Source organism: Lactobacillus sp. YT155, from assembly GCF_030504545.1.
Classification (GTDB): Bacteria; Bacillota; Bacilli; order Lactobacillales; family Lactobacillaceae; genus BQUT01.
The window spans coordinates 122,238-145,575 of sequence record NZ_JAUKWP010000002.1 but is presented as its reverse complement, the minus strand read 5'-3'; the positions used below and the strand labels follow the sequence as shown (position 1 = coordinate 145,575).

The window sequence follows — 23,338 nt, the reverse complement described above, 5'->3', positions numbered from 1 at the left end:
ATCACTACTCCTGTTTTTTTATTTGCTCAAGAAATTTAGTAAGTTAATACTACTTATTTATGAATTTTTTTGGAATAAAGTAAAAAAAAGACGATATATATTTAATTTGTGGTGTTAAAATGATAAAATTACATAGATACTTTGTATAATAAACGTATATATAGGAGCGATTTATTAAAATATGGCAAATCCTTTAAGAAAATGGGTCGAGAGTGATGCGCGTGAAGTTAAGCGCATGGGCAAGATAGCTGATAAAGTCCTCAGCTATGAAGACGAATATAAAAAATTAAGTGACGAAGAATTACAGGCTAAGACTCCTGAGTTCAAACAAAGATTAGCTGATGGGGAAACGCTAGATGATATTTTGCCAGAAGCATTTGCAACTGCTAGAGAAGGGGCTAGAAGAGTTCTAGGACTTTTCCCATTTAGAGTGCAAGTTATTGGGGCGATTACTTTACATGAAGGTAATATTGCTGAAATGAAGACTGGTGAAGGTAAGACACTTACTGCGACTTTGCCGGTTTATTTGAACGCACTAGAAGGAAAAGGTGTTCACGTTGTAACAGTTAACGAATATCTTTCCTCTCGTGATGCTCGTGAAATGGGTGAGCTATATAACTGGTTAGGACTAACTGTTGGTCTTAATGTTAATGCTCTAGACTCAGATCAAAAACGTGAAGCATATCAAGCAGATATTACTTACTCAACAAACAGTGAGTTAGGATTTGATTACTTACGTGATAACATGGTCGTTTATAAAGAACAAATGGTTCAACGTCCACTTCATTATGCGATTGTCGATGAAGTTGACTCCATTTTGATTGATGAAGCTAGAACTCCATTGATTATTTCTGGACAAGCCGAAAAATCCACTGCTCTTTATATCAGAACTGATCGTTTTGCTAAATCTTTGGAAGAAACTGAAGATTACAAAATTGATTGGCCTACAAAAACTATTAGTTTAACTGAAAATGGTATTAAAAAAGCCGAAGAAAATTTTGGACTTGATAACCTTTATGACATTGATAACACTGTCTTGAACCATCACTTGGATCAAGCTTTAAGAGCTAATTACATCATGCTCTTGGACATTGACTATGTGATCCAAAACGGTGAAGTTATGATTGTTGACCAATTTACTGGTCGTGTTATGGAAGGTCGTCGTTACTCAGATGGTCTTCATCAAGCAATCGAAGCCAAAGAAGGCGTTGAGATCCAAGATGAAACTCAAACAATGGCTAATATTACTTACCAAAACTTCTTTAGAATGTACGACAAGCTTGCTGGTATGACTGGTACAGCTAAGACTGAGGAAGAAGAATTCCGTGAAATCTATAACATGGAAGTTGTGTCAATTCCAACTAACATGCCAATTATTCGTGAAGATGAATCAGACCTTCTTTACCCAACACTTGATAGTAAGTTCAATGCGGTTGTAGAAGATATTCGTGAACGTCACAAAAAAGGTCAACCAATTTTGGTTGGTACCGTGGCGGTTGAATCATCAGAACGTTTATCAAGAATGCTTGATCGTGAAAAGATTCCTCATGCGGTCTTAAATGCTAAGAACCATGCTAAAGAAGCTGATATCGTTATGAACGCTGGTCAACACGGAGCTGTTACAATTGCTACCAATATGGCGGGTCGTGGTACTGATATTAAATTAGGACCTGGAGTTCGTGAAGTTGGTGGTTTGGCAGTTATTGGTACTGAACGTCATGAATCACGTCGTATTGATAACCAATTACGTGGACGTTCTGGACGTCAAGGTGATCCTGGTCATACACAATTCTATCTTTCTCTAGAAGATGACTTGATGAAGCGCTTTGGATCTGAAAGAGTTAAGAAAGTTCTTGAAAGATTCCAAGTTGAAGATGATGATGCGGTTATTCAAAGTCGTATGATTTCTCGTCAAGTTGAAAGTGCCCAAAAACGTGTCGAAGGTAATAACTACGATACACGTAAGAATACCTTGCAATATGATGATGTTATGCGTGAACAACGTGAAGTTATCTATAAGGAAAGAATGCAAGTTATTCAAGAAGATAAAGATCTTAAAGCAGTCTTAATGCCAATGATTGAAAGAACTATTAACAATCAAGTTTCAGTTCATACTCAAGGTAATGAAAATGATTGGGATCTTAAAGCAATTTATGACTTTGCTGTTTCCTCAATGGTTAGTGATGAAAAGATTTCAATGGATGATCTTCAAGGTAAGAAAACCGAAGAAATCAGTGAATTCTTGATGAATTTGGTTAAAGAAAACTACACCGAAAAAGAAGAAATTCTTGATGATGATGCTCAAATGCTAGAGTTTGAAAAAGTTGTTGTCTTAAGAGTAGTTGATGATCATTGGACTAATCATATTGATGCCATGGATCAATTGAGACAATCAATTGGGTTACGTGGTTATGGTCAATTGAATCCGCTTGTTGAATATCAAGAAGAAGGATACAGAATGTTTGAAGAAATGGTTTCTGATATTGATTTTGATGTCACTAGATTATTTATGAAGGCCGAAATCAGACAAAACATTACTCGTTAAAAAAACAGGCCACTGGCCTGCTTTTTTTTACACAAGGAGATTAAATAATGGAACTTAGTGAATTAAATAAAATTATTCAAGAGATGGATCATAAGTTAGCTGACTTTAGGGGGTCTCTTTGACTTAGATGCCTTAGAAGAAACCATTGCTCAAAATGAAAACTTGATGGCAGAGGATGACTTTTGGAATGATAATCAAAAAGCTCAGGTAGTAATTGATGAAAATAATCAATTAAAAGAAAAATATGATAATTTCCAAAAACTATCCAATGAAATTGAGGATCTCAAGGTTTCACTAGAGTTACTCAAAGAAGAACCTGATGAGACTTTGATGGATGAAATGAGTGACCAAATCGAAAGTGTTACTCAACAAATGAATTCTTATGAAACTCAGATGCTACTTAATGGACCGTATGATAGTAATAATGCTATTTTAGAAATACACCCCGGAGCCGGTGGAACCGAATCACAAGATTGGGGTTCAATGCTCTATCGAATGTATCAACGTTGGGCCGAACATCATGGCTTTTCAATCGAGGTTGAAGATTACCAAGATGGAGATGAAGCGGGCATCAAAAGTGTCATAATGATGATTAAAGGCAACAACGCTTACGGATTACTACGTTCAGAGCATGGAGTTCATCGACTAGTAAGAATTTCACCATTTGATTCTGCGGGAAGAAGACATACTTCATTTGCTTCAGTTGAGGTAATGCCAGAAATTGATTCCTCTATTGAGGTAGAAATTAATCCCGATGACTTACGGATTGATGTTTTTCGTTCATCAGGTGCTGGTGGACAACATATTAATAAAACCTCATCAGCGGTAAGAATTACTCATTTACCCACAGGTTTTGTGACAAGTTCTCAAGCTCAAAGATCACAGTTACAAAATAGAGAAACAGCCATGAATATGTTAAAAGCAAAACTCTATCAAAAAGAATTAGAAGAGCAAGCTCAAAAAAATGCTGAACTCAAAGGCGAACAATTAGAGATAGGTTGGGGTTCACAAATTCGTTCCTATGTCTTTCATCCATATACAATGGTTAAAGATCATCGAACAAATTATGAAACAGGAAATGGTCAAGCTGTTTTAGATGGTGATTTAGATGAGTTTATTAATGCCTATCTACAATGGCAGTTGCAGTTAAATAATCCTGATTAGAAGGTTAGTTATGAAGATATTAATTGTGGACGACGAAGAATCAATTACAACATTGTTGGAATATAATTTAAATAATCAAGGTTACGAGACAATGGTTGCTCATGATGGTAAAGAGGCACTTGAGCTCTATCGAGCTAATCATTTTGATTTGTTAATTGTTGATTTGATGTTGCCAAAAATTGATGGCATAACATTAACTAAGAAAATCCGTGAGCAACATGGAACAACTTTAATTCTAATGTTGACGGCTTTAGGAACTAAAAAAGATGTTATCAAAGGTCTCAATGCTGGTGCAGATGATTACTTAATAAAACCATTTGATGTTGAGGAAATGTTGGCTCGTGTTGCTGCTTTACTAAGGCGTGTTCAAACTGATATTACAAGTTCAAGTCGGTTCACGGTTAAAGAAAACTTTGTGACTCTTCCTAATGGACAAACTGTTGGACTAACCAAAAAAGAATCTGAATTATTTAATTATTTGCATACTAATAGAAATCAAATTCTTAGTCGTGATCAAATCATGGCTAATGTTTGGCCAGAAGATTCTAATTCTGGCAGAGTGGTTGACATTCAAATCAGTCATCTACGAGAAAAAATTGAAACTGATGCTAAAAAACCACAATTTTTGAAAACAATTCGTGGATTTGGATATAGATTGGAGGAATAAAATGAAAAATAAACGAAATTTAGTTATTTCAATCGTTGTTGCTATATTAGTCTATTTCGGAGTAGTCTATGTCTCTGATATGGCTTTAAGCTCCAATCAACGTCACCACTTTGATCGAGCGAGCGAAACTTATTTCAAGTTGAGAAATCAAAGTAAGAAGGTGAAGTCCACACTTCTTGTCGAAAACGATATGAAGGCAATTACCTATGAAGTTGGTAATAAGAAGAATGCCCAGATTAATGATTTGTGGAATAAGGGAACGATTACTCCAAATGGAAAAGTTACCAAAACAACTAACTTTTCTCATCGAACTTTCTACAAGGCTAACCAAGTAGAAAATAATAAATATTTAGTCTTAGAACATGAGTCAGCTCGAGCATGGACGAATCACTTTGCTTATTTTAGTTTGTTATCAATCATTTATATTTTGATAGCTATTCTGATAATAAGAATTATTTACGTGAGAAATCGTAGCCGTGAATATGAAATTGCCTTGATTGCTGACAATTTGAAGAAGATTAATGCTGGCGAAGAAATCAATCCTATCATCGTACATGATAAGGATTCGTTGGTGCCAATTATTCAAGAAATTCACAACTTGAATCATGTAGTTAATGATAAAAATCAAAATCTTCACTTATTGAGTCGTCGTTTTAAAGGATTGGTGGGACACCTTCCTGTTGGAGTAATGTTACTGGATGATAAAGGTAATGTGTTGATTCATAATCAAGCCATGTCAATAATTCTTGGCCATAATATTGAAAACACTGAGCATCCTTTTATTGATGATATAAAGACTTATTCTTTGAGTCGCATGATTGAAAGAACTTTGCGCAAGAATAAAAATCATCATAAGACTGTTAATTTAATTAATAATGATAAATTTGTTGATGCTAACGTCATTCGAATTGCTCATTCAGATGAAGATATGGAACGACAAGTTATTGTTATTCTGTATGATTTGACTGAATTTAAACAAATTGAACGAATGCAAGGAGACTTCGTTGGTAACGTTAGTCATGAATTGAAAACTCCAGTAACGGCTATTTCTGGGTTCTCAGAGACCTTATTAAACGGAGCAAAAGATGACCCTGAACAGTTAGACAAATTCTTGAAGATTATCAATAAAGAGAGCAAACGTCTAAATTATTTAATTCAAGATATCTTGGAGCTTTCGCAAATTAAAGAAACTGATGAAGATAATGACAAGATTTTACTAGACGAAGTTTTGGATAACATCACCGAGAATTTAGCTCCGCAGATCAAAGAGAAGAATCTTACCGTTAATTCATTTGTCAAAGGACCACAACCAATTGTGAGTTCTAAACTCTTGATTGAACAAATAGTTGATAACTTGATGATTAATGCTGTTTTGTACAATAAAGATGGCGGCTCAATCGATATTAATTTGAATCACGATGAAATCAAGAACGTCTTATATATTGATGTTGAAGATACCGGAATTGGTATTTCGGATGATGAGATTGATCGAATCTTTGAAAGATTTTATCGAGTGGACAAGTCTCATTCCCAAGATGTTGAAGGAACAGGATTGGGATTGGCAATTGTCAACGATGCAGTCAATAAACTAAATGGTACGATCAAAGTTGATAGTCAATTAACTGTTGGAACTAGGTTTGAAATTAAAATACCATTATAAAGAACGCTTAAAAGAGCGTTCTTTTTTTATGCTAAAATATTTGTAAGATAGACGATTGGGGTAAGTTATATGAAAAAAATAGTTCTTTTGATTCTTTCAACATTAGTTCTGATAGTAGCTGGGTGTAGTGGAGAAAAAACAACAGTTTATCGAAGTAAGAGTGAGAATATAACTGCTACGACGACTTTAATTTCAACTGGGGATAAGGTTCATAAAGAAAACCAAAAAGTGATAGTTAAGTTTGGTAAAGATGTGGACGAAGAGACCAGAGCACAATTTATCAGCATAACTAGATTGAATTACACTACTGGACAAATTAAAGAATCACCTAAAAAATTTAAAGCTGAGAAAAAATATAACTATAGTGAAACAGGATTGAGTTTTAGCGATGAATATCAAGGCTCAACTTATTCAGCAAAAATCAAAATTGATCTAGATAAAATCAATTCAAAAAGTCTTAAAAAACTTGATAAAGGTTTCAAGTATTATCAAGAACATAGTTTAAAGAAAATGACTCGTCAATTAAAGAAGATGGGATATAAAAAGATTAAATAAAAAAACAGTAAGTGAAAAACTTGCTGTTTTTTTTACACAAAATTTACAATCAATTATTAGAATAGATTTGTTAGATTAAATTAAATGAGGGCTGGAATCTTGAAAAAAATAGGATTGTTGATTTTAAGTTTAATTACCGTTCTGATACTTACTGGATGTGGTCAGACTAAAGAAAAAACCATCACGGTTGTTGGTTCGTCTGCCGTGCAACCCTTGGCAGAATCTGCTAGTGAAATATACTCTGAACAGAATAAAGGAGTGTATATTAATGTTCAAGGTGGTGGAACTGGAACGGGATTAAGCCAAATTCAATCAGGAGCGGTTGATATTGGAAACTCCGACTTATTTGCTCAAGAAAAAAAAGGAATCGACGCTAAACAATTAGTTGATTACAAAATTTGTGTCGTGGGAATTGTTCCAGTTGTAAATAAAGACTTAAAAATTAAGAATTTGACATTAACTCAACTACGAAAGATTTTTGCCGGACAAATTACTAATTGGCAAGACGTTGGTGGACCTAACTTACCAATTACAATCATTAATCGTGCCAGCGGTAGTGGAACTCGTTCAGTCTTTGAAAAATCAGTCATGAATAATTTGGAAACCAAAAAATCTCAAGAACAAGATTCATCAGGAATGGTTCGCCAGATTATTGCGAATACTCCCGGCTCAATTAGTTACTTGGCAATGCCTTATATTAATAGCGATGTTAAGACTTTGAAAGTCGATGGTCATGAAGCAACTAAACAGAATATCGTTGATAACAAATGGACAATTTGGTCATATGAACATATGTATATTCAAAAGAATGGCGATCCATTAGCTAAAGAATTCATTGATTTCATTCTTTCAAAACACGTGCAAAAAAACGTTGTTGAAAAGATGCGTTACATTCCCATTAGCGAAATGAACTATCAAAAAGATGATCATGGTAAGACTACAAAGATTGGAGGTAAATAACATGCATGACTCTATTAAAGAAAGTTTAACTATGCGTTCGACTTCTGCGAAACGGGAATTTCGTGGTAAGTTTTTAGCAATGTTTTGTACAACAATTATTATCATTTTAGTGCTCTCATTAATTGGATTTATTGCTTCCAAAGGAATTACCATTTTTGTAAGTGATAAAGTCAACATCATTGATTTCTTGACTCATTCAATTTGGTCAGCCGACAAGACTGATAGTCAGGGAAGACCTTTATTGGGTGCTTTGCCAATGATTATGGGTTCTTTCTCAGTAACCTTCTTAGCTACAATTATTGCCACTCCCTTTGCCATTGCGGCAGCGGTATTTATGACCGAAATTTCACCTAAGTTAGGAAAGAAAGTTTTACAACCGGTTATTGAATTACTTGTGGGAATTCCTTCAGTTGTTTATGGATTCATTGGTGTTTCAGTAGTTATTCCGTTTGTTAGAAATACGTTTGGTGGCAGTGGTTTTGGAATTCTAGCCGGAACATTTGTCTTGTTCGTCATGATTCTACCAACAATTACTTCAATGAGTATTGATGCTTTAAAAGCTGTTCCTAGGCATTATCGTGAAGCAGCTTTAGCGGTTGGAGCAACTAGATGGCAAACAATTTCTCGGGTAGTCCTTCGAGCTGGTGCTCCAGGATTATTCACCGCCGTAGTCTTTGGAATGGCACGTGCTTTTGGTGAAGCATTAGCCGTCCAAATGGTTATCGGTAACGCTATGTTACTACCTCAAAATTTAGTTTCACCAGCCTCAACCTTGACCAGTGTCTTGACGATGAATATGGGAAATACAGTCATGGGCACAACTGCAAACAACGCACTTTGGTCGTTAGCATTATTACTCCTATTGATGTCGTTGCTATTTAATACCGTAATTAAATACATTGCTAAGAAAGGAACGTTGAAATGAAAAAAGCCAAAACAATCGATAAAATCGCAACTGGTGTCATTTATGTCATGGCAACGGTAATTGTTCTAATCTTAGCTAGTTTATTACTTTATATTTTGGGTAGAGGACTTCAATATGTGAACTGGCATTTCTTGACCAGTAAAGCAGAAAGTTTTTCTGCCGGTGGTGGAATTGGAATTCAACTATTTAACTCTTTCTTCTTATTGATTCTTTCGATGATTATTTCAATTCCAATCGCTTTAGGAACAGCTATTTATCTCTCTGAATACAGTTCAAATGGTAGAATTGCTAGTTTAATTAGAACCTCAATTGAAATTTTGAGTTCATTACCTTCAATTGTTGTTGGGCTATTTGGATTCTTGATTTTTGTTATTAATTTTCATATTGGTTTTTCAATTTTATCCGGAGCATTGACTTTAACAGTTTTCAACTTGCCGCTCTTGATTAGAAGTATCGAAGATGCGTTACGTTCGATTCCTAATTCGCAACGTGAAGCTGGGTTAGCCTTAGGGTTATCAAAATATGAAACGGTGATTCGAGTAATTATTCCAGATGCACTTCCAGCAATCATCACTGGATTAATTCTAGGAGCAGGACGTGTTTTCGGTGAAGCGGCAGCATTGATTTATACCGCTGGACAAAGTGCTCCACCAGTTGATTTTACTAACTTCAATCCAATGAGCATTACCAGCCCATTGAACTTGATGCGTCCCGCTGAAACTTTAGCGGTTCATATCTGGAAAGTTAACTCGGAGGGATTAATTCCTGATGCAGTAGCAGTATCAGCTGGAGCCTCAGCAGTGTTGATTCTAGCAGTACTACTATTTAATTTAGCATCTCGCTACTTAGGTAACTTTATTTATACGAAGATGACGGGGAATAAATAATGGCACAAGAAGAAACATTTATTCGCAGACTGGATGAAAAAGAACACGAAATGGCGATGACGACTGAGAACTTGAAAGTCTTTTATGGTGAAAAAGAAGCTCTTCATAGTGCTTCACTTCAGTTTGAAAGATATCAGATAACTTCGTTGATTGGCGCTTCTGGTTCAGGGAAATCAACTTTTTTAAGATCATTAAATAGAATGAATGACACCATTTCTACTGCAAGAGTTGAAGGAAAAATTTTGTATCGTGATTTAGATATCAATAGCAATGAAATTGATGTTTATGAAATGAGAAAACACATTGGAATGGTTTTTCAACGTCCGAATCCATTCTCAAAATCAATTTACGAAAATATCACCTTTGCTCTCGAACGTCACGGCGTGCATGATAAGAAGAAGTTAGACGAAATTGTCGAGACAACTTTGAAACAAGCATCACTTTGGGACCAAGTAAAAGACGACTTGAATAAGAGTGCACTAGCTCTATCAGGTGGACAACAACAACGATTATGCATTGCCAGAGCAATTGCGATGAAGCCTGATATCTTATTGATGGATGAGCCAGCCAGTGCGTTAGATCCAATTTCTACGCAAAATATTGAAGAGACAATGATGAACTTGAAGGATAATTATACAATCATTATTGTTACTCATAATATGCAACAAGCAGCTAGAATTAGTGATTATACGGCGTTCTTCCATTTAGGACAAGTAATAGAGTTCAATGAAACCAGAAAGATTTTTACAAAACCAAGAGTAAAATTGACCGACGATTATGTTTCAGGTCATTTTGGTTAGGAGTAGTTATGGCAAATAAAACAATTTTATCCGCCAGCGATGTTCATTTGTTTTATGGACAAAAAGAAGCACTCAAGGGTGTTAGTCTTGATTGTTATGAAAATGAAATTACGGCATTAATTGGACCATCAGGTTGTGGTAAGTCAACTTTCTTGCGTACTTTAAATAGAATGAATGATTTAATTCCAAATGTGACAATAACTGGTAATATATTATTAGATGGGAAGAATATCTATGCTCCCAATACTGATACGGTTGAATTGAGAAAACAAGTCGGAATGGTTTTTCAACAACCAAACCCATTTCCATTCTCAATTTATGACAACGTAACATTTGGATTAAAGATTGCCGGAATTACTGATCGAGCTGTCTTAGACGAAGCAGTTGAAACAAGTTTGAAGGCAGCAGCTGTTTGGGATGATGTGAAAGACAAGTTGAATGAGTCGGCATTAGCCTTATCCGGTGGACAACAACAAAGAGTTTGTATCGCCAGAGTTATTGCAGTTAAACCTGACATCATCTTGATGGATGAGCCAACGAGTGCCTTAGATCCAATTTCATCTTCCAAGGTTGAGAACATGATGATGGAATTGAAACAGGATTATACAATTATTACCGTTACTCATAACATGCAACAAGCATCAAGAATTTCTGATCGAACTGCTTTCTTCTTGAATGGGGAATTAATTGAAGTAGATGAAACTAAGAAGATATTCTTAGATCCGAAGAATAAACAAACTGAAGATTATATTTCTGGTAAGTTTGGTTAATATAGAGAGGACAAAATTATGAAAATGAGAACAGCTTTCGAAGAAGAATTATCTAACTTACATGTGAGATTTTCTGAGATGGGGATGATGGTTAATGAATCCATTCTAAAATCCGTTAGTGCTTTTGTTAATCATGATAAGAAATTAGCTCAAGAAGTTATTGAAGCTGACAAAATGATTAATAAAAGAGAAACGGATTTAGAAAAAACTTCGTTCGAGTTGATTGCCTTACAACAACCCGTAACTTCTGACCTTAGAATGATTGTGACAGTTTTAAAGGCAAGTTCTGACCTTGAACGAATGGGCGACCATGCGGTTAGTATCGCCAAAGCAACAATTGAAGTGAAAGGAAATGAAAGAATTCCTGAAGCTGAAGAATTAATTGCTCAAATGGGTGATCATGCTAAGCAAATTGTTGAAGATGTCTTGAATGCTTATGTAAAAGAAGATAGTGAAAAAGCCGAACAAATTGCTAAAGAAGATGATGTAATTGATGACTTTGCTCGTCGAATTAGTGACTTATGTATTATTAAAATGAAGGAGAACACCGAAACAATTGTTGGTGGAACTTCTTACATGTTAGTAGCAAGTTACCTAGAACGTGTTGGTGATTATGCAACCAATATTTGTGAATGGATTGTCTATTTAAAGAGTGGTCATGTAGTTGAATTGAACTAGGATGATTTTGACAAATATTTGCAATCGGGTAGAATGTTGAGTTAATTAAATACTCGAGGAGATTTAGATGAGAGTTATTTTTAAAACGATTATTTACACATTTCTATTCATGGCAATTGCCCAAGTTTTTCCACAGTATTTCACATTAGCAGATGTACAAACTGCAGTTATTGCTAGTTTTGTTATCGTAATATTGAATATGACTGCTAAACCAATCTTGCAATTAATATCCTTACCAATAACGATTTTGACCTTAGGATTATTCACGATTGTTATAAATGCTTCCATTTTGGAATTTGTTTCAACTTTTTTAGATGGAAAATTCAAGTTCACTAGTTTTGGAGCAGCGATGCTAGTAGCAGTTATTATGTCGATAGTTAATTTAATTATTGGAAATCGTGCTAAAAACTAAAAACTCAATCGGCCTGATGGTCGATTTTTTTATATGTAATATTTGCGTAAAATGATAGACTATTGGTAACGAGATAAATGGTGGTGTAAATCATGGAAAATCAAGTTAGTGTAAAACAACTAGTTGAAGATAATGAGTTTAAAGTCTTTGTAGGTGAAGGAGACTTGGCTAATAAATTCGTTGATGTCAGTGATATCTCACGTCCTGGAATTGAATTGACGGGTTATTTTGATTACTATCCTGCCGAACGAATTCAGTTGCTCGGTCAGACAGAAACGGCCTATATTGCTGGTTTAGGCTCGAAGCGTCGAACGCAAATCTTTCAACAAATGGCTCAACCTCAAACACCAATGTTTTTGGTTTCTAGAGATTTAACCCCAGCTGATGAATTGATTCAAGTAGCCAAAGAACAACATATTCCAATTATCGGTTCAAAACTACCAACAACTCGTTTGTCCAGTTTGGTAACCGAATATTTGGATCAACAATTAGCTCAACGCCAGAGTATTCATGGTGTCTTAGTAGATATCTATGGTATTGGAATTTTATTGACCGGTGATTCTGGAGTTGGTAAAAGTGAAACAGCTCTAGAATTAGTAAAAAGAGGTCATCGTTTAATTGCTGATGATCGAGTTGAAGTATATCAACAAGATGAAAAAACAATTATTGGTGAAGCTCCCAAGATTTTGAACCATTTATTAGAAATTCGTGGTGTCGGAATAATTGATGTTATGACATTATTTGGTGCCGGAGCAGTTCGTAGTGACTCTGAAATTGAATTAATTATTCATTTGGAACAATGGGATCCTAAAGGAAATTATGATCGATTAGGTTCCGGAGAACAGAGACAACTTGTTTTTGATGTTGAAGTTCCTAAGATTACCGTTCCAGTTAAAGTTGGTCGTAACTTAGCAATTATCATTGAAGTAGCTGCCATGAACTTCCGTTCTAGAAAGATGGGCTTTGATGCTACTAAGACATTTGAAGATAACTTGAGTAAACTAATTCAAGAAAACTCGGATACAGATAAAGAAGGATAAGTATTTTGAATTTATTAACAATAAACCCGATTGCCTTTACTTTAGGCGGTTTGGAAATTCATTGGTATGGAATTATTATTGCTTCGGGAGCGTTCTTGGCTGTTATGTGGGCCATGCACGAAGCTACTAAACAGGGAATTAATTCCGATAAAGTATTAGATATGGTGCTGTGGATGGCACCTTTTGCTTTAATTGGAGCACGGCTGTACTATGTGATTTTTGAACTGCCATTTTATATTAGTCATCCCGGTGAAATCATTAAAATTTGGCACGGGGGAATCGCTATTTATGGTGGTTTAATTGCGGCTTTAATTGTAATTATTATTTATACACGCAAACAACAAATCTCCACTTGGCAAATGTTAGATATCGCTGCACCATCCGTTATGCTAGGACAAATTATTGGTCGCTGGGGTAACTTCATGAATCAAGAAGCATATGGTGCTGTGACGTCAAAGAGCTTCTTAGAAGGATTACACTTGCCTAACTTCATTATTGACCAAATGCATATTGATGGCTATTATCGTCAACCAACTTTCTTATATGAATCGGCTTGGAACTTATTAGGATTAATTGTTATCTTAATTTTACGTGCGAATGGTAAATTCAAACGTGGCGAAGTGATTCTAACTTATGTTATCTGGTATGCCTTCGGACGGTTCTTTATTGAAGGAATGCGGACGGATAGCTTATATTTATTTGGTAGTATTCGTGTATCACAACTGTTATCAGTAATCCTCTTTATTGGAGCGGTTATTATTATGAGCTATCGACACAAAAATAAAAATGTACCTGATTACACCATCAACAAATAGGAGATTTAACATGACAAACGTAGCAGTTTTAGGAGCAGGATCGTGGGGAACAATTCTTGCTAATTTATTAGTGGAAAATGGGAATCAAGTCAAAGTCTGGGGTCATGATCAGGCATGTGTTGATGAAATTAATCAACAACATACCAACAAACATTATTTACCCGAATTTAAGATTAGTTCTGAGCTAATTGCTACAAGCGATTTAACAGAAGCTTGCCGTGAAGCTGAGATGGTATTATTTGTTATCCCAACTCAAGCTACTCGAGAAGTGGCAGAAAAACTAACTAAAGTTTTAATTGAACTACAAATTAAACCAATTCTAGTAACTGCTTCAAAAGGACTAGAACAAGGAAGTTATGATCGAATTTCTGAAATTCTTGAAGACACAATTCCTGAACAACTAAGAGAAGCAGTAGTTGTTCTATCAGGACCAAGTCATGCTGAAGATGTAGCTAATAAAGATATCACTACTATCACAGCTGCATCTAATAACCTAGAGGCGGCTAAACTAGTTCAAGATACATTTATGAATGATTACTTCCGTTTATATACAAACGATGATGTTGTCGGAGTAGAAATGGGAGCAGCCCTAAAGAACGTTATAGCGATAGGTGCAGGTGCGCTCCACGGACTTGGTTATGGTGATAACACCAAGGCAGCCTTGATGACTCGAGGTTTAGCAGAGATTACTCGACTAGGAGTTTCGATGGGTGCTAAACCATTAACTTTCATTGGACTCTCAGGTGTTGGTGATTTGATTGTAACTTGTACCAGTGTTCATTCTCGAAACTGGCGTTTTGGAAACGCTATTGGCAAGGGTGAATCAATTGATGAAACTTTGAAGAATATGGGCATGGTGGTTGAAGGTGTTGCAACTTGTCAGGCAGCCTTTGAATTAGCTGAAAAACAAGGCATTGATATGCCAATTACCAGTGCAATTTATGCTGTGATTTATCAAGGCAAAGATATTCACGAAGTGATTAAAGGTTTGATGGGACGCTCTGGAAAAGCCGAAATTGAATTTTAGAAACAACTTAGTGGACAAATCAACTTTGAATGACTAGTATTGACATACTGAATTAAATCGTATGAGGAGCGAATTATGACAAAGAAATATGACGTAATTGTAATCGGCGCTGGTCCTGGGGGATTAACAGCCGCTTTATATGCTTCAAGAGCAAACTTATCGGTAGCCATCCTAGATAGGGGTATTTATGGTGGTCAAATGAACAATACCGCTGAGATTGAAAATTATCCTGGATTTGAATCAATCATGGGACCAGAGTTGGGTGAGAAGATGTTTGCTTCATCAACTCGTTTTGGGGCAGAATTCTTATATGGAACCGTTTCAAAGATTGAACAAAAAGGTGACCAAAAAATTGTTACTACTGATGAAGAAACTTATGAAACTTCAGTTGTAATTATTGCCACTGGTTCTGAATACAAGAAAATCGGTGTTCCCGGAGAAGATGAATACTCAGGACGAGGTGTTTCATACTGTGCGGTCTGTGATGGAGCATTCTTTAAGGATCAAGACGTTGTTGTTATTGGTGGTGGTGATTCAGCTGTTGAAGAAGGTGTTTACCTTACACAAATGGCTAAGTCTGTTACTATCGTTCACCGTCGTGACCAACTTCGTGCTCAACAAATTTTACAAGATCGTGCCTTCAAGAATGACAAAATTAAGTTTGTCTGGAACGCTTTGACTGATGAAATTCAAGGTGATGGCAATGAAGTCACTGGTGTTAAGTATCATGACAAAGAAACTGGTGAAGAACATGTCTTGCCAGCCTCCGGTGCATTTATCTATGTTGGAATTCAACCATTAACCGATGCCTTTGAAGATTTAGGAATTTTGGATGAACAAGGTTGGATTGATACTAACGATAATATGGAAACAAAAATCCCTGGAGTTTATGCTATTGGGGATGTTCGTAAAAAAGAACTTCGTCAAATCACAACTGCTGTTGGGGACGGTGGAATTGCCGGACAACAAGCATTTAACTATATACAAACACTAAGTGATTAAGAGCGCGACAAGAAACGTTTAAAAGTCGAGCACTAAAGAAAAAACGAGTTAACTTCGTAAGAAGTTCGCTCGTTTTTTGCTTAGACGGAGACTTTANAACAAGCATTTAACTATATACAAACACTAAGTGATTAAGAGCGCGACAAGAAACGTTTAAAAGTCGAGCACTAAAGAAAAAACGAGTTAACTTCGTAAGAAGTTCGCTCGTTTTTTGCTTAGACGGAGACTTTAGTTTCTTGGAGCGCGTTTCAAAACTTTTGCGTAATTTCTTTTTGGTAATAGTTTTGTGTTCCGCCGTCCCTCGTCTTAAAAACGAAATGGAGATGGTCGAATGCAAAAAACGTTTCAGGGAATAGCTGAGGGGTGATTTATTAATACTCATTATGATCGATTACGTTCTTAAACATATCGCAAATGATTTGTTAGATTTAATTGATCGAATAAAAAAAGACTACTTCATGAAAAAGTAGTCAAATCCTTAACGCAATTCTATTATCAAGGACGCGGTGTGCTATCACCGTGTCTTTTTGATTGCTGAATTAATTATAGCACAGACACGATTCAAGGAGAGGTCCAAAAACGAAATATTGAGTTTTTATATATTTCTTAAACCTTCATCTATTTGTTTACTAATAAGGTAGAATAAAAGCAGTTACCATAAATTTGGAGGCAAATTATGAGTTGGAAAGAAAACTTACAAGTATGGGAAGAATATCCTGATTTAGATTTAGACTTAAAAATTAAATTAACAGAATTAAAAAATGATGATAAGAAAGCTGAAGAAGCATTCTATGCACCAATGGAATTTGGTACTGCTGGTATGCGTGGTGTAATGGGACCTGGAATTAACTGTATGAACATTTACACCGTTAGACAGGCTGCTAGTGGTTTGGCAGGATTAATGGATACACTTGATGAAAAAACAAAACAACGTGGAGTCGCAATTAGTTTTGATTCTCGCTATAATTCACAATTATTTGCAATCGAATCTGCCAAAGTTTTGGGCGTACATGGTATTAAATCATTCTTATTTGACAGTTTAAGACCAACACCAGAATTATCTTTTGCAGTTCGTGAATTAAATGCTTATGCCGGAATTATGATTACCGCCAGTCATAATCCTAAGCAATATAATGGATTCAAAATTTATGGCGAAGATGGTGGTCAAATGCCACCAAAAGAATCAGATATTATTACTGATTATGTTCGCAAGAACTCTGATTTATTTGCGATTGAAGTTAAAGATATCGAAGAACTTCGTGAGAATGGATTAGTAGATTTAATTGGTGAAGATATTGATAAAATCTATCTTGAAAATTTAAAAACAGTTAGTGTTGATCACGCTCTAATTGAGCAAGAAGGCTCTGATCTTAGCTTAGTCTACTCACCACTTCATGGTACTGGTAAAGTAATTGCTCCAAGAATGTTTGGTGATATGGGATTCGATAAAATCTCAATGGTTGCTAAACAGGCCATTCTAGATCCAGAGTTTGCCACTGTGCCATTCCCAAATCCTGAGTTCACTCAAGCATTTGATATGGCAATTGACCAAGGTAAGAATGAAAATGCTGATGTCTTGATTGCAACTGATCCAGATGCTGATCGTCTCGGAGCAGCAGTTCGTCTTCCAAGTGGTGAATATCAATTAATGACTGGTAATCAAATTGCCAGTGTTTTAATTGAATATATTCTACATTCGATGAAAGAAAATAATAAGTTGCCAGCTAATGGTGCCGTAATTAAGTCGATTGTTTCGACAGAATTGGCTACTAAAATCGTTAATAGTTATGGTTTGAAGATGTTTGATGTTCTAACTGGATTCAAATACATTGCTGAATTAATTCAAGACTTTGAAGATACAAAATCAAATACTTTCTTGTTTGGTTTTGAAGAAAGTTACGGCTATCTAGTTAAAGGTTTTGTCCGCGATAAAGACGCGATGCAAGCTTCATTACTATTAGCTGAAGTTTCAGCATTCTACAAGTCACAAGGTAAAACCATGTATGATGGTCTTCTAGATCTTTATAAGAAATACGGTTACTATCAAGAAAAGACAATTTCGGAAACTTTTGAAGGTGTTGATGGTAAACAAATCATGGCCGACTTGATGACTAAGTTCCGTCAAGAAGGATTCACAGAAATCGCTGGCCATAAAGTTGTGAAGACAATGGATTTCCAAAGTCAGGTTGCTACAACTAGTGAAGGTGAAGAAAAAATTGCTTTGCCACAAGCGAATGTTTTGAAATATATTCTTGATGATGAAACTTGGATTGCTATTCGTCCTTCAGGTACTGAGCCAAAAATTAAGTTCTATATTGGGGTAACAGACGATAGTCAAGAAGCTAGTGACAACAAGCTTAATGAGTACGTTAAAGAAATTAATAATTGGACAAATTAAAAAAATGGCGAAAATATGTTCGTAGTGTTAAAATATTGTGGTAATTCAAAAATTATCTCAATATTTTTTTATTTTCATGATTCTAAGGGGCAAGTCGATGATAACTAGACAAACTGATCGTAAATTTGATTTAGTTTCAAAATATAAACCAGCTGGTGATCAAGGTCAGGCAATTGACAAGATAACAGAAGGTTTTAAAGAAGGTAAGAAAGCGCAGATTCTTGAAGGTGCCACTGGTACTGGTAAAACATTTACCATGGCGAATGTTATTAAGAATTTGAACAAACCGACTTTAATAATTTCACACAACAAAACTTTAGCGGGACAACTCTATGGTGAATTTAAGGAGTTCTTCCCTAATAATGCGGTTGAATATTTTGTTAGTTACTATGATTACTATCAACCTGAAGCTTATGTCCCATCAAGTGATACTTATATTGAAAAAGATTCCAGTATCAATGATGAGATTGATAAGTTACGACATTCAGCAACTTCTTCTCTTTTAGAGAGAAATGATGTGGTTGTCGTTGCTTCAGTTTCTAGTATTTTTGGTTTGGGTGATCCTAACGAGTATCGTGAAAATGTCTTATCAATTCGTGTGGGTCAAGAAACGGGCCGTAATCAATTGATGAGTGAACTTGTAAATAATCAATTTGAAAGAAATGATATCGATTTTCAACGTGGAAGATTCCGTGTTCGTGGCGATATTATTGATATTTTCCCAGCTTCAAGAGATGATTCTGCCCTACGAGTTGAATTCTTTGGTGATGAAATTGATCGAATTGTTCAAATGGATCCCTTAACTGGAGAAATAAATGGTGAGTTAGACCAAATTTCGATCTTCCCGGCAACTCACTTTATGACTAATGATGAACAAATGGCTAAAGCTATTGAAAGAATAGAAAACGAATTAAAAGGACGATTGAAAGAACTAAATGATGAAGGTAAACTTCTTGAAGCTCAACGTCTTGAACAAAGAACTAATTATGACATCGAAATGATGAAAGAAATGGGCTACACTTCTGGAATCGAGAACTATTCACGTCATATGGAAGGTCGTGCTGAAGGTGAACCTCCATATACGTTATTAGATTTCTTCCCCGATGACTTTAATATCATGATTGATGAGTCCCACGTAACCATGCCTCAAATTAGAGGAATGTATAATGGTGACCGTGCTAGAAAGCAAATGTTGGTTGACTATGGATTCCGTTTACCAAGTGCGCTAGATAACCGACCATTAACCTTAGAAGAATTTGAACAACATGTGAATCAAATCCTCTATGTTTCAGCAACTCCTGGACCATATGAATTAGAAAGAACTCCTGATGTAATTGAACAAATTATTCGACCAACTGGACTGTTAGATCCAAAAGTTGAAGTTCGTCCAATAATGGGACAAATTGATGATTTAGTTGGTGAAATCAATGCTCGTGTTGAGCAAGACGAGCGTGTCTTTGTGACAACCTTGACTAAGAAAATGGCTGAGGATTTGACCGATTATTTCAAGGATATGGGAATCAGGGTCAAATACCTACATAGTGACATTAAGACACTTGAGCGAACCGAAATCATTCGTGATTTGCGACTTGGTAAGTTTGATGTTTTAATTGGTATCAACTTGCTTCGTGAAGGAATTGATGTTCCGGAAGTTTCATTAATTGCGATTCTTGATGCCGATAAAGAAGGATTCTTAAGAGCCGAGCGATCATTAATTCAGATTATCGGTCGTGCGGCTAGAAATGAACATGGTCGAGTTATCATGTACGCTGATAAGATAACTGATTCTATGAAGGGTGCGATGGATGAAACACAGCGCCGTCGTAACATTCAAGAGAAATTCAATGAAGAACACGGTATTACACCGAAGACAATTATCAAGCCAATTAGGGATGCTATAACGGCAGTTAAACAAGTAGATAATCCAACAAGTGAACAAATTGTTGAAAATGATATCGACTTTGAAAACATGTCTAAGGATGAGAAGTTGAAGTTAGTTGAACAATTAACCGTTCAAATGGAAAACGCCGCTAAGAGTTTAGACTTCGAAGCAGCGGCTAACTTGCGTGATGCAATATTAGAACTAAAGGTGGATTTAAAATAGATGGCAAATGACAAAATCGTTATCAAAGGAGCTCGAGCTCATAATTTAAAAGACATTGATGTGACAATTCCTCGTGACAAATTAGTCGTTATGACTGGATTATCAGGATCAGGAAAGAGTTCCTTAGCATTTGATACCTTGTATGCTGAAGGACAACGTCGTTATGTCGAGAGTTTATCAGCATATGCTCGACAATTCTTAGGTCAGATGGATAAGCCAGACGTAGACTCGATTGACGGATTGAGTCCGGCTATTTCGATTGACCAAAAAACAACCTCCAAAAATCCACGTTCGACCGTGGGAACTATCACAGAAATCAATGATTATTTGCGACTTCTTTGGGCCCGAGTTGGAACACCAATTTGTCCAAACGACGGTACTGTAATTACCAGTCAATCAGTTGAGCAAATGGTCGATACAGTTTTAGGATTAGAAGAAAGAACTAAGCTTCAGATTCTATCACCGGTTATTAGAGCTAAAAAAGGACAACATAAGAAAGTCTTTGAACAAATTCAAAAACAAGGTTATGTCCGTATTCGTGTCGATGGCCAAGAAGCTGAAGTAACTGATGAAATTGAATTGGATAAGAATAAAAAACATGACATTGATGTAGTAGTTGACCGAATCGTTGTTAAAGATGGTATTCGCTCACGACTATTCGACTCAATGGAAGCTGCTTTACGTTTGTCTGGTGGCTATGTCAATGTTGATGTTATGGGTTCAGAACCACTAGTTTTTTCTGAACATTATGCTTGTCCTATTTGTGGTTTTACCGTTGGGGAATTAGAACCTCGTTTATTCTCATTCAACGCCCCATTTGGCGCTTGCCCTGATTGTGACGGCTTGGGAATGAAGCTAGAAGTCGATTTGGACTTAGTTATTCCTGATAAGAAGCTCACTTTAAATGAGGGAGCAATTGCTCCATGGAATCCGATTAGTTCGAATTACTATCCACAAATGTTGGAACAAGCTGCTAAGAAGTTCAAGATTGATATGGATACACCATTTAACAAGTTATCCAAGAAACAACAAGATCTTGTTTTATATGGATCAGGAGACAAACAATTTCGCTTCAAGTATGAAAATGATTTTGGTGGATTCCGAGATATCGATATTGTCTTCGAAGGTGTTGTCCCAAATATTGAACGTCGTTATAAACAATCAAATAGTGATTTCACTCGTGAAACTATGAGAAAGTATATGACTGAGTTAACTTGTCAAACTTGCCATGGTAAACGACTAAACGAAAAAGCCTTAGCAGTGAAAGTTAACGACTTGGATATTGCTGATGCTTCAGATTTACCAATCAAAGACAGTTTGAAATTCTTTGAAAGTACTAAATTCTCAGAACAAAATACAGTTATCGCTAAACCAATTTTGAAGGAAGTTCTAGATCGTTTAACTTTCTTACAAAATGTTGGTCTGGAGTATCTTAATCTTTCTCGTTCTGCTGGTACCTTATCAGGTGGAGAAGCTCAACGTATCCGTTTAGCAACACAAATTGGTTCTAATTTATCAGGAGTTCTTTATATTCTAGATGAACCTTCAATTGGACTTCATCAAAGAGATAATGACCGATTAATTGAATCACTGCAAAAAATGCGTGATTTGGGCAATACGCTAATCGTGGTTGAACATGATGAAGACACAATGAATGCAGCTGATTACTTGATTGACATTGGCCCCGGTGCTGGAGAATTAGGTGGTGAAGTTACTGCTGTTGGAACTCCAAAAGAAGTGATGAAAAATCCTAATTCACTTACTGGCCAATATCTATCTGGGAAGAAGTTTATTCCAGTTCCAGAGAAGCGAAGAAAAGGTAATGGTCAAAAAGTTCATATCACCGGTGCTAGTGAAAACAACTTGAAGAATTTGAAAGTTGATTTTCCACTTGGCAAATTTATTTCAGTTACTGGTGTCTCTGGATCAGGAAAGTCAACACTAGTTAATATGATTCTTCAGAGAGCGTTAGCCCAGAAGTTAAATAATAATTCAAAAAAACCTGGTAAATATAAGACAATTTCTGGATATGATGATATTGATAAATTGATTAATATTGATCAAAGCCCTATTGGTCGTACACCAAGAAGTAATCCAGCAACTTATACCAGTGTTTTTGATGATGTGCGTGATTTATTTGCGCAAACAAGCGAAGCTAAACTTCGTGGTTATAAGAAGGGACGCTTCTCCTTTAATGTTAAAGGTGGACGTTGTGAGGCATGTAAGGGTGATGGAATTATCAAGATTGAAATGAACTTCTTACCTGATGTCTACGTTCCTTGTGAAGTATGTCATGGAACTCGTTACAACTCAGAAACTCTTGAAGTAACTTACAAGGGCAAAAACATCGCAGAAATCTTAGATATGACTATTTCTGAGGGATTGGAATTCTTCGAGAATATTCCTAAGATTAAGCGTAAACTTCAAACAATTGTTGAAGTAGGACTGGGTTATGTGAGCTTGGGACAATCAGCCACAACCTTATCTGGTGGTGAAGCTCAACGTATGAAATTGGCTTCTGAATTGTATAAGAGTTCACGTGGGCAAAACTTCTACATCTTGGACGAACCAACAACTGGACTTCATACTGACGATATTGGTCGTTTACTACAAGTATTACAAAAACTTGTTGATGAAGGAAATACGGTAGTCGTAATTGAACATAATCTAGATGTGATTAAGTCTGCTGATTGGATTATTGACTTAGGTCCAGAAGGTGGCGACGGTGGTGGTGAAATTATTGCTACTGGAACTCCTGAAAAAATCTGTAAGGTAAAAGAGTCATATACAGGTCAATATTTAGCACCAGTTATTGAAAGAGATTTGAAATTAACAAAAGCAAAAAAAGAGCTAATTTAATAGCTCTTTTTCTTTTTACAAGAAATGAAACGCCCGGAATGTTATAATAGAATTTAACAAAAAGATTGTA

The 23,338-nt window shown here is 35.9% G+C and carries 19 protein-coding genes; all 19 read left to right on the top strand.

Going from position 1 to position 23,338, the window contains the following annotated elements; genetic code table 11:
• Window positions 1-181: 181 nt before the first annotated feature.
• Window positions 182-2,545 (top strand): preprotein translocase subunit SecA, encoded by a 2,364-nt coding sequence (gene secA, locus Q2T76_RS03550; RefSeq protein ID WP_302084142.1) that lies wholly within the window; start codon window positions 182-184, stop codon window positions 2,543-2,545.
• 47 nt (window positions 2,546-2,592) lie between these two features.
• Window positions 2,593-3,709 (top strand): peptide chain release factor 2 gene (gene prfB / locus Q2T76_RS03545; protein WP_302084141.1). Its coding sequence is split into 2 segments (ribosomal slippage): window positions 2,593-2,664 and window positions 2,666-3,709, totalling 1,116 coding nucleotides; the frame shifts between segments, so codons are not numbered across the junction.
• A 10-nt stretch (window positions 3,710-3,719) separates the two neighbouring features.
• Complete coding sequence (locus Q2T76_RS03540; protein ID WP_302084140.1) at window positions 3,720-4,376, top strand: response regulator transcription factor; 657 nt, start codon at window positions 3,720-3,722, stop codon at window positions 4,374-4,376.
• A gap of 1 nt (window position 4,377) precedes the next feature.
• Window positions 4,378-6,036, top strand: coding sequence for a cell wall metabolism sensor histidine kinase WalK (locus tag Q2T76_RS03535; RefSeq protein WP_302084139.1), 1,659 nt, complete (start codon window positions 4,378-4,380; stop codon window positions 6,034-6,036).
• A 69-nt stretch (window positions 6,037-6,105) separates the two neighbouring features.
• Window positions 6,106-6,591, top strand: coding sequence for a hypothetical protein (locus Q2T76_RS03530; RefSeq protein WP_302084138.1), 486 nt, complete (start codon window positions 6,106-6,108; stop codon window positions 6,589-6,591).
• A gap of 99 nt (window positions 6,592-6,690) precedes the next feature.
• Window positions 6,691-7,551, top strand: a complete 861-nt coding sequence (locus tag Q2T76_RS03525) for a phosphate ABC transporter substrate-binding protein PstS family protein (RefSeq protein ID WP_302084137.1) — start codon at window positions 6,691-6,693, stop codon at window positions 7,549-7,551.
• 1 nt (window position 7,552) lies between these two features.
• Window positions 7,553-8,476, top strand: coding sequence for a phosphate ABC transporter permease subunit PstC (pstC, locus tag Q2T76_RS03520; protein ID WP_302084136.1), 924 nt, complete (start codon window positions 7,553-7,555; stop codon window positions 8,474-8,476).
• Window positions 8,473-9,363 (top strand): phosphate ABC transporter permease PstA, encoded by an 891-nt coding sequence (pstA, locus tag Q2T76_RS03515; protein WP_302084135.1) that lies wholly within the window; start codon window positions 8,473-8,475, stop codon window positions 9,361-9,363. The genes pstC and pstA overlap by 4 nt, the downstream gene beginning before the upstream one ends.
• Window positions 9,363-10,163: a phosphate ABC transporter ATP-binding protein PstB gene (pstB, locus tag Q2T76_RS03510; RefSeq protein WP_302084134.1), complete on the top strand. Its 801-nt coding sequence runs from the start codon at window positions 9,363-9,365 to the stop codon at window positions 10,161-10,163. The genes pstA and pstB (Q2T76_RS03510) overlap by 1 nt, the downstream gene beginning before the upstream one ends.
• A gap of 8 nt (window positions 10,164-10,171) precedes the next feature.
• The gene (gene pstB / locus Q2T76_RS03505) at window positions 10,172-10,933 is read left to right on the top strand and encodes a phosphate ABC transporter ATP-binding protein PstB (RefSeq protein WP_302084133.1); all 762 of its coding nucleotides are present in this window, start codon (window positions 10,172-10,174) and stop codon (window positions 10,931-10,933) included.
• A 24-nt stretch (window positions 10,934-10,957) separates the two neighbouring features.
• Window positions 10,958-11,611 carry a phosphate signaling complex protein PhoU gene (gene phoU, locus Q2T76_RS03500; protein ID WP_302084256.1) on the top strand — a complete coding sequence of 218 codons (654 nt, stop codon included), beginning with the start codon at window positions 10,958-10,960 and terminating at the stop codon, window positions 11,609-11,611.
• 67 nt (window positions 11,612-11,678) lie between these two features.
• The gene (locus Q2T76_RS03495; protein ID WP_302084132.1) at window positions 11,679-12,023 is read left to right on the top strand and encodes a phage holin family protein; all 345 of its coding nucleotides are present in this window, start codon (window positions 11,679-11,681) and stop codon (window positions 12,021-12,023) included.
• A 92-nt stretch (window positions 12,024-12,115) separates the two neighbouring features.
• Entirely contained in the window at window positions 12,116-13,063 is a 948-nt protein-coding gene (gene hprK, locus Q2T76_RS03490) for an HPr(Ser) kinase/phosphatase (RefSeq protein ID WP_302084131.1), read from the top strand.
• Between the two features lie 5 nt (window positions 13,064-13,068).
• Complete coding sequence (lgt, locus tag Q2T76_RS03485) at window positions 13,069-13,878, top strand: prolipoprotein diacylglyceryl transferase (RefSeq protein WP_302084130.1); 810 nt, start codon at window positions 13,069-13,071, stop codon at window positions 13,876-13,878.
• Window positions 13,879-13,888: 10 nt separating this feature from the next.
• On the top strand, window positions 13,889-14,905 hold the full coding sequence (locus Q2T76_RS03480; RefSeq protein ID WP_302084129.1) for an NAD(P)H-dependent glycerol-3-phosphate dehydrogenase: 1,017 nt from the start codon (window positions 13,889-13,891) through the stop codon (window positions 14,903-14,905).
• 75 nt (window positions 14,906-14,980) lie between these two features.
• Window positions 14,981-15,907 carry a thioredoxin-disulfide reductase gene (gene trxB / locus Q2T76_RS03475; protein ID WP_302084128.1) on the top strand — a complete coding sequence of 309 codons (927 nt, stop codon included), beginning with the start codon at window positions 14,981-14,983 and terminating at the stop codon, window positions 15,905-15,907.
• 676 nt (window positions 15,908-16,583) lie between these two features.
• On the top strand, window positions 16,584-18,305 hold the full coding sequence (locus tag Q2T76_RS03470; RefSeq protein ID WP_302084127.1) for a phospho-sugar mutase: 1,722 nt from the start codon (window positions 16,584-16,586) through the stop codon (window positions 18,303-18,305).
• A gap of 97 nt (window positions 18,306-18,402) precedes the next feature.
• Entirely contained in the window at window positions 18,403-20,409 is a 2,007-nt protein-coding gene (uvrB, locus tag Q2T76_RS03465) for an excinuclease ABC subunit UvrB (protein WP_302084126.1), read from the top strand.
• Window positions 20,410-23,268, top strand: a complete 2,859-nt coding sequence (gene uvrA, locus Q2T76_RS03460; RefSeq protein ID WP_302084125.1) for an excinuclease ABC subunit UvrA — start codon at window positions 20,410-20,412, stop codon at window positions 23,266-23,268. It abuts the gene before it with no gap.
• The last annotated feature ends 70 nt before the right edge of the window (window positions 23,269-23,338 follow it).